This is a genomic window from Nostoc sp. EspVER01, from assembly GCF_034530635.1.
GTDB lineage: Bacteria > Cyanobacteriota > Cyanobacteriia > Cyanobacteriales > Nostocaceae > Nostoc.
The window spans coordinates 1-14,720 of sequence record NZ_JAVRCS010000017.1 but is presented as its reverse complement, the minus strand read 5'-3'; the positions used below and the strand labels follow the sequence as shown (position 1 = coordinate 14,720).

At 41.1% G+C, this 14,720-nt stretch carries 9 protein-coding genes; 4 read left to right on the top strand and 5 right to left on the bottom strand.

Going from position 1 to position 14,720, the window contains the following annotated elements:
* Nucleotides 1–31 precede the first annotated feature (31 nt).
* Together RMX69_RS16200 and RMX69_RS16195 are read left to right on the top strand one after the other, a co-directional pair.
* Complete coding sequence (locus RMX69_RS16200) at nucleotides 32–1,351, top strand: ATP-binding cassette domain-containing protein (RefSeq protein ID WP_322638038.1); 1,320 nt, start codon at nucleotides 32–34, stop codon at nucleotides 1,349–1,351.
* A 603-nt stretch (nucleotides 1,352–1,954) separates the two neighbouring features.
* Nucleotides 1,955–7,423 (top strand): AAA family ATPase, encoded by a 5,469-nt coding sequence (locus RMX69_RS16195; protein ID WP_322638037.1) that lies wholly within the window; start codon nucleotides 1,955–1,957, stop codon nucleotides 7,421–7,423.
* A gap of 324 nt (nucleotides 7,424–7,747) precedes the next feature.
* Here the strand turns inward: RMX69_RS16195 and RMX69_RS16190 are convergent, their stop codons facing one another.
* Together RMX69_RS16190 and RMX69_RS16185 are read right to left on the bottom strand one after the other, a co-directional pair.
* Nucleotides 7,748–8,269: a type IV pilin-like G/H family protein gene (locus RMX69_RS16190; RefSeq protein WP_289796011.1), complete on the bottom strand. Its 522-nt coding sequence runs from the start codon at nucleotides 8,267–8,269 to the stop codon at nucleotides 7,748–7,750.
* Nucleotides 8,270–8,472: 203 nt separating this feature from the next.
* Nucleotides 8,473–9,273 (bottom strand): RMD1 family protein, encoded by an 801-nt coding sequence (locus RMX69_RS16185; protein WP_289796010.1) that lies wholly within the window; start codon nucleotides 9,271–9,273, stop codon nucleotides 8,473–8,475.
* A 239-nt stretch (nucleotides 9,274–9,512) separates the two neighbouring features.
* Between RMX69_RS16185 and RMX69_RS16180 the strand changes: the two genes are divergently transcribed.
* Nucleotides 9,513–11,006, top strand: a complete 1,494-nt coding sequence (locus tag RMX69_RS16180; protein WP_322638036.1) for a CIA30 family protein — start codon at nucleotides 9,513–9,515, stop codon at nucleotides 11,004–11,006.
* Nucleotides 11,007–11,173: 167 nt separating this feature from the next.
* Nucleotides 11,174–11,521, top strand: coding sequence for a hypothetical protein (locus RMX69_RS16175; RefSeq protein WP_194045492.1), 348 nt, complete (start codon nucleotides 11,174–11,176; stop codon nucleotides 11,519–11,521).
* 103 nt (nucleotides 11,522–11,624) lie between these two features.
* Here RMX69_RS16175 and RMX69_RS16170 read toward each other — a convergent pair whose 3' ends face one another.
* From RMX69_RS16170 to RMX69_RS16160, 3 genes are read right to left on the bottom strand one after another with little or no spacing between them, the layout of a single operon-like run.
* Nucleotides 11,625–13,148, bottom strand: a complete 1,524-nt coding sequence (locus RMX69_RS16170) for a GH3 family domain-containing protein (protein WP_322638035.1) — start codon at nucleotides 13,146–13,148, stop codon at nucleotides 11,625–11,627.
* Nucleotides 13,148–13,756: an acyl transferase gene (locus tag RMX69_RS16165; RefSeq protein ID WP_322638034.1), complete on the bottom strand. Its 609-nt coding sequence runs from the start codon at nucleotides 13,754–13,756 to the stop codon at nucleotides 13,148–13,150. Before RMX69_RS16165 ends, RMX69_RS16170 begins: the two co-directional genes overlap by 1 nt.
* Entirely contained in the window at nucleotides 13,753–14,505 is a 753-nt protein-coding gene (locus tag RMX69_RS16160; RefSeq protein WP_322638033.1) for a sterol desaturase family protein, read from the bottom strand. Before RMX69_RS16160 ends, RMX69_RS16165 begins: the two co-directional genes overlap by 4 nt.
* Nucleotides 14,506–14,720: the final 215 nt, after the last annotated feature.

The following is a 14,720-nucleotide window of genomic DNA, read 5'->3' as shown; positions in this document are numbered from 1 at the left end:
AAATTTTTGAATAAGATGTTGATTTAAACTAATGTCTACCCAACCAGTTATTCAAGTCAAAAACATCAATCATTACTATGGAAAAGGTCAATTACGCAAACAAATATTATTTGATATTTCTTTGAAGATTTATCCTGGAGAAATTGTGATTATGTCCGGCCCATCTGGGTCTGGGAAGACAACACTGCTGACTTTAATTGGGGGATTGCGTTCTGTTCAGGAAGGTAGCCTTCAAGTATTAGGACACGAGTTAAGCGGGGTGAATAATCGGTTATTGGAAAATGTCCGCAAGCAGATCGGGTTCATTTTTCAAGCTCATAATTTGTTAGGTTCCCTAACCGCAAACCAAAATGTCCAAATGTCTTTGGTGTTGAATGATGCGATCGCAATGGAAGAAGCGCAAGAGCGATCGCAAGCAATATTAGAGCAAGTGGGGCTTCAAAAGCGGATTCATTCTTATCCACACCAGTTATCAGGCGGACAAAAACAACGAGTAGCGATCGCGCGGGCTTTGGTAAACCGACCCCAACTGATTTTGGCAGATGAACCAACAGCAGCGCTAGACAAAGCCAGCGGTCGAGATGTGGTGGAACTAATGCAAAAACTGGCAAAGCAGCAAAATTGTACGATTTTGCTCGTAACCCATGACAACCGGATTTTAGATATTGCCGATCGCATTGTTCATTTAGAAGATGGTCGTTTAGCCTCACCTACAGAGCAAGCAATTCTAGACATTGAGAGTACAACGACCTCATTAGTTAAAGCGAAAAAAGAGGAATTGAGCCGCACGCTTGAAGAATTGACAATCCCTCAGTTTTTGAGTTTGCTTCAGAAGCTCAAAGAAGAATTTGAACAAGTTTTGCAAGCAATGAATATTCTCAGCGAGCAAATGCTAAAAGCAAATATTGAGGAAGTGATTAGGGCATTAGCCTGGAAAATTGCCCAAATTATGGGTGCGGATCGAGCAACTATCTTTGTGGTCGATCGGGAAAAAAACCAGCTTTGGTCTAAAGTTTCCCGGAGTGAAAATGAAGAAGCGGTGGAAATTTTCCTGCCGATGAATGCTAGTATTAGCGGTTATGTTGCCACAACTGGTGAGAGTGTAAATATAACTGATGTTCAGCAAAATCCTCAGTTCTATAGAGAAATCGATCGAGCAACTGGATATCACACTTGTAACATCCTTTGCTTACCCATGTTCAATAGCAAAAACCAAGTGTTTGCAGTAGTTGTGTTGACTAATAAACTAGGAGATAGCCCCTTTGATGCCAATGATGAACGTCTACTTCGCGAACTAACTGCACCGCTCAGTGTGATTCTAGAAGGTACTCTCTCGGTGTTACAACAATAGATTTGTCGCGAAATAAGAGGGATTTTACATCACTAGTGGTCTGTCTCATTAATTTTGTGGGGCGGCTAGATCCCCGACTTCTTCAAGAAGTCGGGGATCTGAACACCACTAATATCATGTCCGCATAATTAGTTATGATTCCCAGAGTCATTGCACCCCACCCCCAGCCCCTCCCCGCTCTTCGGGAGGGGAGACAAAGCGCAGCTTTGGCGGGGTGGGGTTCTTGGGGTTTAGTAAGTAATCAAGCGGACATGATATAACCCTCTTCTAAGAAACATTTCTGTTTCTTAGAAGAGGGTTAGAAGAGATAGGCAAAAAATTGCAAAAAATAGCAGCCATGCTAAATTATCCAATTTGAAGAGAAAATAGGCGTTGGCTTTGATTTGTGGTGTCATGTCTTTACTTGCGGCTGCAATAAGATAAGCGTTACTTCATCACAGGTAATAAACATGCAAAAAACCGTGAAAATAAAGTAACAATAGACACTGTTATTCCAATTTATTTATGTAACATCTCGTAAATATATGCTTATTTTCGTCTCAGATGTTACAAAGCTAAATTTGCATGGGCATATTAAGAATGCTTATATTGCAAGAAAAAACAATGACAGCTACTTTATCTGGTTATCAACTCCTCGAAACCCTTCACTCCGGTAGTAAAACCGTCATTTATCGTGGACGGCGAGAAACCGATAATGTCTCTGTGGCGATCAAAACTCTTCAGTGCGAACATCCACCTCTGGAAGATATTGCTCGACTGCGCCATGAATATCAAATCATTGAGTCCCTGCGAATTCCTGGCATTGTTAAAGCCTACGAGTTAAAGAATTATCAGCATGGTTTGGCTTTGGTATTAGAAGATATTCCAGGTTGCTTGCTCAAAGAAATGATTACAACTCAAAAAACTACCTTGATTACTTTTCTCAAGGTGGCAATTAATTTGGCACAGACTTTAGGAGAACTACACGCCCAAAAAATTATACATAAAGATATTAAGCCGCACAATATTTTAATTAATCCCGAATCAGGGGAAATCAAACTGATTGACTTCAGTATTTCCTCCCGCCTCGATCGAGAAAATCACACCTTGAGCAATCCTAATTTGCTTGAAGGTACACTTGCCTATATGTCGCCTGAGCAAACAGGCAGAATGAACCGGGTGTGCGACTATCGCACCGACTTTTATTCGTTGGGTGTCACCTTGTATGAAATGCTAACTGGTACGCTGCCGTTTTATGCTAGCGATCCGATGGAGTTGATCCACTGTCACATCGCCAAAATGCCAGTCGCACCCTGTAGCAAAACCGTGTGTCGTGTTCTGGAAGATGTGCCAGAGGGGATTAGTGCAATTATTTTGAAACTGTTAGCGAAAACAGCAGAGGATCGGTATCAAAGCGCTTGGGGACTGAAAGCGGATTTAGAGGAATGCTTGTTTCAACTTCAAGTAATTGGCAAGATTGAAAACTTCGTACCAGGGAGACAAGACAAATCTGGGCATTTTTTGATTGGACAACAACTCTACGGACGTGAAGCAGAAGTAGCAACATTAATGACTGGATTTGAGTGTGTGGCAGGTGGTAGCAGCGAACTCATGCTCGTCTCTGGTTATTCGGGCATTGGCAAGACGAGTGTCGTCAATGAAGTTCATAAACCGATTGTCGGGGCCAGAGGTTATTTCATTGCAGGTAAGTTCGATCAGTTCAAACGCAATATTCCATACACGTCGTTGATTCAGGCGTTCCAATCTTTGATTGGGCAATTACTCACCGAAAGCGTTGCCCAAATCCAAGAGTGGAAAGAGAAATTGTTAACCGCGTTGGGAGAAAACGGGCAAGTCATTATTGATGTGATTCCCGAAGTCGAACTCATTATTGGAACTGTGCCACCTGTAACACAATTGGGAGCGACAGAATCTCAAAACCGTTTCAATCGCGTTTTTGGGCAATTCATTGGGGTATTTACGAACCAAGACCATCCCTTAGTTGTCTTTCTGGATGACTTGCAGTGGGCAGATTCGGCATCACTGAACTTAATTGAGCTATTGATGACGGATACTGATCGCAAATATTTATTGCTAATCGGGGCATACCGTGATAATGAAGTGTCGCCCACCCATCCATTGATGATGAGTTTGTCCAAAATTCAATCCTCTGGTGCGGTGGTGAATAACATCGTTTTGTCACCATTGCAGTTAAGGGATGTGGAAGCGTTAATTAGTGATACATTGAATCACATAGAACACAGTCAGCCACTAGCAGAATTACTATTCCATAAAACCGGTGGGAACCCCTTCTTCTTAACGCAACTGCTGAAAACCCTACACCAAGAAGACTTACTAACATACGACTTCCATTCAGGAGTATGGCAATGGAATATCCAACATATTCAAGGGATTGGTATTACTGACCTGAATGTTGTTGAACTGACAGCGAGAAATATTCGCAAACTGTCATTAGAAACGCAACAAGTTCTGAAACTGGCTGCTTGTATTGGTAATACTTTTAACTTAGATGTATTAGCGATCGTCAACGAAGCATCTTCTCTTACAACTGCGGCGCAATTGTGGCCAGCCCTGCAAGCTGGGTTAATTCTACCGTTAAGTCAGGACTACAAAATTCCCTTAGCGTTTAATCAGGAAGAATCTGACGGAATTACTTTAACTGATGTCAAAGTTGATTACAAGTTTTTACATGACAGAGTACAGCAAGCGGCGTACTCTCTAATTCCCGACGATCGCAAGCAAGCAACACATCTGAAAATTGGTCAATTACTGCTACAAAATACAACACCAGAAGAACGCAAAGAAAATATATTTGCTTTAGTTAATCAACTCAATTACGGTACTGATTTACTGATATCTGAAACAGAAAAATATCAACTTGCAGAACTAAATCTCATCGCTGGTCAAAGAGCAAAAGCAGCCACAGCCCATGATTCCGCCATCAAATATTTGCAAGTTGGTTTGGGACTGTTAGCAGAAGAAAGCTGGAAGTGTGAATATGAACTGACATTAACACTACACTCAGAAGCGGCAGAGGCAGCTTTTTTGAGCGGTGATTTTGAAGAAATGCAGAGATTGTTTGAGATCGTCCAAAACTGTGCTGTGACGCTACTGGACAAAATTAAAGTGTATGAAGTCCAGATGCAAGCTTATATGGGGCAGAACAGGCTGCTAGAAGCGGTTAACACAGCGCTACAAGTTTTAAAGCTGTTAGGGGTGGAGTTTCCTCAAGAACCGAACGCGTCAGACATTGGGCAAGGATTGGCGGACACTGCGGCAATTTTGAGTGGAACGCGAATTGAAGATTTAATTGAGCTACCTCAAATGAGCGATCGCTATAAATTAGCAGCCATTAGACTTTTGTCAAGTATCTTTGCTCCCGCATATATTGTTGCTCCTGCACTGTTGCCCTTGACGGTGTGCAAACAAGTACAATTATCCGTCGAATATGGTAATGCTACCGTTTCTCCCTTTGCTTATGCCAATTATGGTTTTCTTCTTTGTGCCATTGTGGGAGATATTGATTCAGGTTATAAATTTGGTCAGTTGGCTTTAAATCTAGTGTCAAAGTTAAATGCTCAAGAAATCAAAGCCAAGACAGTTTTCATCGTAAATCTATTTATCCGACATTGGAAAGAGCATCTGAAAGAAAGCTTAGAGCCTTTGCTGTCAGGTCACTCTAGCGGAATGGAGACAGGAGATTTAGAATATGCAGGCTATAGTCTACTCCAGTACTCCTGTTTAGCTTACTTTAGCGGTAAAGAACTGACTGTCCTTGAAAGAGAGATAGCAAGAAGCAGAGATGCTATCCATAAAACCAAGCAAGAAACAGCGCTTTATTATATAGAAATCTATTGGCAGGCTACCTTAAATCTACTGGGAAAAAATGAAAATCCCTGCCTGCTCAAGGGTGAAGCCTGCGATGAACAGATAAGGTTGCCACTGCACCAGCAAGCAAACGACAATGGGGGAGTTGGCTACATATATTTGAACAAATTTTTGCTTTGTTATTGGTTTGAAAATTACTCGGAAGCGATTGAGAATCTCACTATAGCAGAGAAGTATTTAGATGCAGTAGTAGGAATGCCCCTTGTCCCTATATTCAATTTTTACGATTCTTTAGTACGGCTAGCAGTCTATCCCAATACCCAAGAATCAGAGCAAAAGGCCATCCTCGATCGCGTCCAAGCTAATCAAGAAAAAATCCAAAAATGGGCGGATTATGCCCCAATGAATCATTTACACAAATTCTATTTGGTAGAGGCAGAACGGCATCGGGTTTTAGGCGAGAAAATCGAAGCGATCGAGATGTATGAAAAAGCGATCGCACTTGCTAAAGAAAACGAGTATATCAACGAAGAAGCGATCGCCCACGAACTCGCAGCCAAATTTTATTTGTCATGGGGTAAAGAAACGATTGCTCAAGCCTACATGACCAATGCCTACTACGCTTATAGTCATTGGGGTGCTGTTGCTAAAGTTAAAGATTTAGAAGCACGCTATCCGCAATTAATTTTGCGGTCAAATACAGAAAAAATAGAAACGAATTACCTGCACACTCTTCAAACAAGCTCTACGACTACAGGAGGCGCTCAGATTCTCGACTTTATGACAGTGATGAAAGCTGCACAAGTGCTGTCAGAAGAAATGGTGCTAACTCAGCTGCTCGAAAAATTGATGAAGATTGTGGTCGAAAATGCTGGCGCTCAACAAGGTTACTTTATTGCCAAGCACGAGAATCAATGGATGTTAGAAGCGACGGGAATAGTTATAGGTAAGGAGGTTAGCGTTGTTGTTAACACAGAGGAGAAAACCAATTCCCCCTTACTCCCGGTTGCTTTATTAAATTATGTCGAAAGAACTAGAAACAATCTGGTTTTAGACAATGCTGTTAAAGACTCACGTTTTGTGGCTGATGCTTATATCACCACTTACCAATCCAAGTCAATTTTGTGTTTGCCGTTGATTCATTCTGGCAAGTTTACTGGTATTATTTACCTGGAAAATAATCTCATTTCTGGTGCATTTACCTCAGAACAGGTAAATGTGCTGAGTTTATTGATAGCACAAATTTCGATTGCGATCGACAACGCCCGTCTTTACAGCAACCTGCAAGCTTACTCAGAACAACTGGAAGCTAAATCACAAGAACTCGAAACTAAAAATGCAGCTTTGCAAGCATCCGAAACGCGAGAGCGAGAAAAAGCCGAACAAATCGAAAAATCTCTGTATAAACTACAACAAACCCAGGCTCAACTTGTGCAGACCGAGAAAATGTCGAGCTTGGGGCAACTGGTAGCTGGGGTTGCTCACGAAATCAACAATCCAGTCAATTTTATCTTTGGCAATCTGACCCATGCCAACAGTTACACCCAAGATGTACTAAGACTGCTGGAACTTTACCAGAAACATTACCCATCTCCCCATTCAGAGATTCAGTCAGAAGCAGAGGCGATCGATCTAGAATTCGTGCTAGAAGACCTGCCGAAGCTACTATCTTCTATGTGGGTTGGGGCAGACCGAATTCGGCAAATTGTCGCTTCTCTGCGAACTTTCTCACGTATGGACGAAGCCGAAATTAAAGCTGTTAATATTCATGAGGGCATTGACAGTACCATAATGATTCTGCAACATCGCTTCAAAGCCAAGTCAGATCGTCCCGGTATTGAGCTTGTTAAACATTACGGTAATTTGCCCCAAGTGCAATGCTATGCAGGGCAGCTAAATCAAGTATTTATGAATGTGTTGAGTAATGCGATCGATGCTTTGGAAGAGTCATTAACGGACAATCAAGGACAAATAAAAATTCCAACTATTACTATTCACACTGCACAAATTGATGCTCATCAAGTCGAAATTCGGATTGCAGACAATGGGATGAGTATACCAGAGCCTGTTCGCCGTCGCCTGTTCGATCCTTTCTTTACCACAAAACCTGTGGGTAAAGGAACAGGTATGGGCTTGTCGATTAGCTACCAAATTGTTACCGAAAAACATGGTGGTTCACTCTCTTGCACTTCAGATCCCGGCGAGGGAGCGGAGTTTCAAATCCGTATTCCAGTTTGCCAGTAAGTTCGCAAGAACATTGCTGGGTAAGCTAATCATATCATGTCCGCCAAATTACCCATAATAAAATAACCCCACCCCCAACCCCCTCCCCGCCTGCGGGGAGGGGAGACAAAGCACAGCTTTGGCGGGGTGGGGTTCTTCGGGTTTAATAAGCAATCAAGCGGACATGATATCAGCATTCAAGTTGCATAATCAGGGCGGGCAAGATGCCCACCCCACAAGATATTGAGAAAATTTTCATCTGCAAATTAGATGTGTTTTAGCTTAGTGGTAAATATCAGTTTTCACTACATATTTACCACTACCCTCTTCTTCCATCAACGCATCTTAGTTGATAGTTTTAAAACCGATAGGGCAGCTAAACTTATCTTGCTTGAAAACAGGTTTGGGAGGTTCATCTAAAGTCTGTTTCTCAGAACGGCACATTATTGAAACATTAGTTTTGTTTTTTGTATCGTAAGCAACTGCACCTACAAGGCTGTTAAAACCCTTTTTTGCCAGACCTAATTTCAATAAATCAGTTGGTAGCTCTTTTTTAGGCGTTGCATATATAAATGACTTATTCTTACCCATTTCTACAGAATATCGATAGTAGGTTGTAGCTGCTGGTACATCTCCATCTCCAAGCTCTAACAAGCTATACGATTGAGCGAAAACTGATTTTTCGGAAAAATATGCTTGTTGTGCCCTAATAAAACTTCCAATTGTATTTTTACTGCTATTACTACAGCCACAGCTTGGTGTAACTTGAATAAAAATAGTTAAAATCCCAAGCGGTAATCCTCCAAGTCCAACAAGTAACAAGATGCTTTTAAAGTTAATTTTGGTACGGTCATTTTGTTTAGTCATATCTGACATATACGACTTGAGAAGGAATTGATACTTCAAGTTAGCATTATCAAGCAAGGCGATCGCTGCTTTTTTCTACCTAGTTTCAGTTCGTAGCCGAGCTTGCAACTTTTTAATAGTGTCGCTCTGAGAAGCGATTTCTCGCACTGAATTTTGAGTAGTTGCGATCGCTCCCTTGCTATCTCACAACCCCAAATTTAGCATTAGCCTTTGAAAAGGATATCGTACAGTGACAGTAAAACCTCTACCACAATCAGAATCACCACATACCACTCTACTCGCTGACTACTGCTATGCTGCATAAACTCCAGCACCGTTTGAGCGGTTTGGGCAATTAGCTCTAGTTTACGTTCCAGGGCATGATGACGCTCACGGATTTCGTATTCATCTTCCAAGCGCAGATATAAGTTTTCTAGCTGTGGAGATTCCCAGAGTAACTCTGGCTTATCGATAATTTCTACTTGACCCACAATCTTATGTTGAACTAATAGGGTAGTCCCAAGTTGACGTAGTAATTCCCGGCTTTGTTGTCTACTCCTGTTTTCACGCTGGAGACTAGCTGCAAATGGTTCAATTTGATCGAATACAGTCGCTAGGCTGGTTTCATAGTGAGACAGTACAACACTCTTAGCGAGGATATCAGCCACTATTTGCAAGCGTTCTATACTCAATTCATGCAGTAAAATTTTTCCTTCTTTAGCTCGTTCACTCTCACTAATACTGAGATGAACTTCCACCTCTTCTGTTTCCGGCTCGGCAAAAGGGCCGCTAATTTGAGAGGATAGTTTAGTTAAAAAGGCTACCTTTTCTACAGGCTCAAGGTTAAACAGCACAACCGCACCATAGCCCAGGAGTACTGCGTAGCCTTCCTCACCGACTCTAACCAGTATTGGCATACTCGCCAAGCAAACGTAATTATCTAGCGTCTGTAAGTTAATACTTTTACCAAGGAATAGGGCCTGGGCTTTAAATTTATCTTTGTCATTAAAAAGGAGTTTTTGCATTGTTGCCCGGAAGCTATATTCTGCCTGCTTTACTGCTCTGGTAGCGATAGTAATTTATGCCTGTTGTCAGAAATAACTACAATCTCAGCTTACCATTTCGTCTTTCCTCTACATCCCATACCCTGTTTTTGATACTCTTGCGCTCTGAATAAATTGCAGCGCGTTTCAAGTAATTGAACTACATTATTCGCCACTCTCCCCAAAATTGTTAGAGTAAATAAAGTTATGAGGACGCAAATATGACTGACAAAAATCGTTCTCAATGGGACTTAGGCAGGTTTATCGAAACCCTGACTTACTTTGAGGTAATTCCTTTCCTTAACTGGGTACAGCAATTAATCCAAGGTCGTCCTAAGGATAATCAATATAGACCCAATGGAGGAAGCAACGTGGGTGTAATATTAGTAGCAGGTGCAACAGGTGGTGTCGGTAAACGAGTAGTGCAGCGATCGCGTAAACTAGGTTATAAAGTTCGCGCCCTAGTTCGAGATATTGACAAAGCGCGGTCAATTCTTGGTAATGATATCGATTTAGTAGTTGCGGATATTACGCAACCAGAAACTTTAACTCCTTTAGTTCTTTCTGATATCCAAGCTGTAATTTGTTGCACAGCAGTGCGCGTACAACCAGTCGAGGGAGATACAGCAGATAGAGCCAAATATTATCAAGGTGTCAAATTTTACCAACCAGAAATTGTTGGTGACACTCCCGAAAATGTAGAATATCAAGGAGTCAAAAACTTAGTCCAAGCGGCGGCAAAATATTTGCCCCAACCAAAGGAAAAACTAATATTTGATTTCACCAAGCCATCAGCAGAATTAAAGGATAATTGGGGAGCGCTGGATGATGTCGTCATGGGTGGCGTCAGTGCCAGTAATATCCAATTAGTAGAAAATACAGCTTTATTTGCGGGTAATGTCTCCACCGCTAACTCTGGCGGATTTGCTTCTGTCAGGACGAAGAATTTTGATCCACCCTTCAACTTATCTGGTTATGAAGGAGTGAAATTGCGCGTCAAAGGTGACGGTCAGCGTTATAAAATCTTTCTGCGGACAGATACAAAATGGGATGGTATTGGATATAGCTATTCTTTCGATACCGTAGCTAATACCTGGATAGATATTCAGATTCCCTTTGCAGATTTGACTCCCGTTTTTCGGGCAAAAGTTGTCAAAGATGCGCCGCCAATTGAGCAAAGTAGAATTTGTTCGTTCCAACTGATGTTGAGCAAATTTGAATACGATGGCGCTTTAAATCCCAAATTTTCCCCAGGTGGTTTTACTTTCCAGTTGGAATCAATTAAAGCTTATGGCGGGACAGCTTTACCACAATTTATCCTAGTCAGTTCAGCAGGTGTTACTCGTCCCGGACGCCCTGGCATTAATTTAGATGAAGAACCGCCAGCAGTGAAATTAAATGACCAATTGGGAGGAATTTTAACTTGGAAGTTGAAGGGAGAAGATAGTTTAAGAGAAAGCGGAATTCCTTATACAATTATTAGACCTTGTGCTTTAACTGAAGAGGCAGGGGGTAAGGAATTAATATTTGAGCAAGGTGACAATATTAGAGGCAAAATCAGCCGTGAAGATGTGGCAGAACTTTGCGTGCAAGCGCTAAAACTAGGAAAAGCTTCTAACGTCACATTTGAGGTTAAACAGGGAGAAAAGACTGTCAATATCGATTGGCAGAGTTTATTTTCTAACTTACAACCAGATATAAAAGTTCTCGGTTGAGTGAGGTATAAGAACCCCACCCCTCCCCGCAAGCGAGGAGGGGAGTATGATGTACCTTATATGATTAGGAAACGGTATAAGAGATAAAATATTTACAGATTTTTAGTCTGTAAATTATCTCAACCAAGTCTGGTTAGATAGACTGTTCTAACAAGTCAGCTATTGGTATGAAAAAAATCAAGGTGCTAGTAATCGCCGGGATTTTAGTAACAATTATTTGGGGCAGTTTTTTTTCTAAAACTGCCTCATCGCAGCAAGTAGAGTCCCGCATCTACAATCTGGAAGCGGATTTGAATCGTGTTGAGTCGCGGTTAAATCAGCTAGAGTCTCAGCTAGGTAAAACTCGCCAGTCTCCATCCTCAAGAACAACACTTACCCCACGACAATCAACTCGTTCTAGAGGTAACTTATCACAGCAAGATCCGATGTTTGATCGGCTTGCCACTTTGGTGGTTGAATTGAAGCAACAAGTCAACAAATTAGAGCAGCGAGTTGCTAAATTAGAATCACGGTAAATATTTAATTAAATTTCAAAAGGGTAGTACCGCAAGCGGAATTAAAAATTAAAAATGAACACATTAAGGCGAGAGACGCGATGAATCGCCGTCTCTACAATAATCAGTCTTTCGTCTTGACGGCAATTTTCAACTTCAATTCTTGTAAAAGTTCAGTGCTAATGGGTGATTTTGCCAGAATTGGATGTTTAATACCTCCCCAGACACTTCCAGTGCGGATACGATGGGAAACTAATATTTCAGGAATTTGACTAGAAATTAAAACCTGTGGTGGTGCGAGTTGACCGAGCGATCGCGCTCTCTTGTAATGATATGATTCTGATAAAGCCAGATCCAACTGTTCGGCAATAATTTCTGGGGTTTGTGTTGCCGAATCTAGTAATAGAATATAGTGTGGAGGATCGGCAATGGGCATTAAGCTTTTAAAATTAGTTTCTTGCAAGTTCAAGAGAGTCAAAGCATTTTTTACAAAAGTTTCTTGCAACTTTTCGCCCACCAAATCGCTAACAGCTTGATGTCGTCCGAGAAACTCTAAACAGGGAGTGTGGCGATAGTAATGAGTTACCCGGATGCGATCGCCAATTCGATAACGATACAATCCGCCTTTCTGCGATAAAATAATCGTGTATTCCTTGCCAGTGTTGAGTTCATGTAAACCATACAAGGAACCAGTATCATCCTCGAACTCGAAAAATATTTCATCAAGAACCGGCACACATCCCCCAGCTACAATCAACGGAATCGTTATTGGGGCTTCCGTTGCTAGTAGTCCTTTACCTTGAATTAATACACCAGGAAATTTTAATCTTAATCCTTGCGCTTGATCTGCTGCATTGGCGCTATCCCAGCAGGAAATCAGTTTCAAATTTGGCCAAAGTTGCATCCAGGGAATATTACTTTTGCTAAGGAGTTGCAAGCGATGATGTGAAATTCGATTGTATAATTCTTTTCGCAATAAATCCTGATTTTCTTGAATATATTTTAAATGTACTTGTAGAAAACTAGGACTCCAAATAGAGATAATTTCTAGTTTATCAGCCTCTAATAATGCCAAAGCCAGTTGATGTTTAAACAAATTCGCGTTATGCAGTTGATTAAGTTTATTTGGCATTACCAACCAAGGACGCAAAAACCAACGCAACCAGTCATCTAAATAATCTAAATCATCTTGTAAAGTTTGGCTTTCCGCTACACTTAATTGCGGGGAGATACAAGCATAAAGCTTCCCTGTGGAAAATTTTGGGCCATGTACAATCAAATCATGCGCCCATACACAGAACATTTGATTAAACGATCGCCGCAAAGATTGAGTATAAGGAATCCATTTTACTGCTCCACTACTACCAGAGGTTTTTTCATAGAACAAAATGGGTTCTGGTGTGAGGGCAATTTGCTGCTGTTTCTGATTTAACCAGGGTTCCAGTGCATCATAATCTACAATTGGCACACGCTGCCAATCGTCTACAGAATGGATACCCAAAGTTTTGCCATACTCACTCTTGGTTAGGCGATCGCAAATTTCCTTCTGTATAGATGTCTGCGTTAACTCTGGGTTATCCAAAGCTTGATAAAATCGCCTCGCCGTTGGTGCGAGAATTTGCCCAAAAAGCTGAATAATCGGACGCATTATTGCACCTTTTGATTAGGATAAAGCCTGGTGGCTGCTGGTAAATAAGAACCATCAGCAACGACTACACCGGGAGCAAGATTAGATCCAGCACCGACAAAAACATTGCTGCCAATCTTGACTTTTTTGACATACAACATTAAATTTTGCTTGCGGGGTTTAATGATGTGGCAATAGATACCGACACCATGTCCGATAACGACGCGATCGCCAATTTCTAATAAACTGCGATCGGCAATCTCCAATCTTGTTGTCCAGTATACATCTCGCCCCACTTTAGCACCCCACAATCGCAACCAACAGGAAAATACCCCCGGAATCAATCGCAACACTGCTTCCAACACCGGAATTGCAATATAAATTACCTGGATTTGATGAGTACCCCACCAGGGACTATATTCTTCACCTAGTAGATAACTAATACCCTCGCGCACAGGATAAACGCATTCATGCAAGCGGTAAACTAACACTGGTAGCCCATAAATAGAAAGGAACACCGCCAAAATGCTGAAGATATTGGGTGAATAGGCAAGGTAAATTATTGCTGCACCAGTTAGCAATAATATAAAGGTGGGGAAAAACGAAAGAATTTTACTTATAACTGTCATGAAAATGGGAAGAAAAGTTTTTGGAACAAGTTTAATGAGATAGGAATTCCAATTATAGATGGCAATTTTTCGCTTTCATAATATGTTCCATGTAACTTATCCCAAATTTTCAGATTAGCCCCATAGTTATAATTGTGGATTTCGCGGCAATGATGCCAAGCATGATCCTGTGGTAAGATTAACCAAGTAGATAAAAGTTGATATAGCCTGGTATTTGCAGGAATGATTAAACGGCTATGTCGCCATAAATCTAAGGCAGAAGTTAGACTGACTCCAAGTAAATAACCTGTGGGATCGGCTAACAGATATACAAATAAAGTGTGTATCCATAAATATATAATTAACAAGCTTGTCCAAAGTGTGTTGCGAGAAGTTCCTAATACATCCATCTGAGTAACAGTATGATGAATTTGATGAACTTTCCACAACAATTTATTATGTAATAAACGATGATTCCAATAATATAAATAATCAACCATGACAAAACTGATAATAAAAGCCGGAACTAATGATACTTCTAAATATCCTTGTTGAGTGGGTAGTAAATATTGATAAAGCCAATAAACTAAGGTAGCTTGTAGTAAGGGAATCAAAATTCCTTGAATCGTTAGTCCTGTAGCATCTAGCAACCAATCTTCACAACTTTTAACTTTAAGTTGAGTTCGTCCAGCCTGATTACTAATAGTCCAACCAACTAATCCGATAAAAGAGCCAAAAATTAGTAGTTGTGAAAAATTTTGTATTTCCACTTATGATTACTCACACTGATATTGATTAATTCCCAATTACATCATGTCTGCTTGATTACTTATTAAACCTGAAGTACCCCACCCCGCTTGCGGGGCTACGGTGTACACACAAGTCTTTAAGAGTTGCCTCATAAGCTTTTGATCCCCCCAACCCCCCTTAAAAAGCAGGGTGGATTAATTGTCGGGAGAGAAAAAGTTTTCTCACTCGACCATTG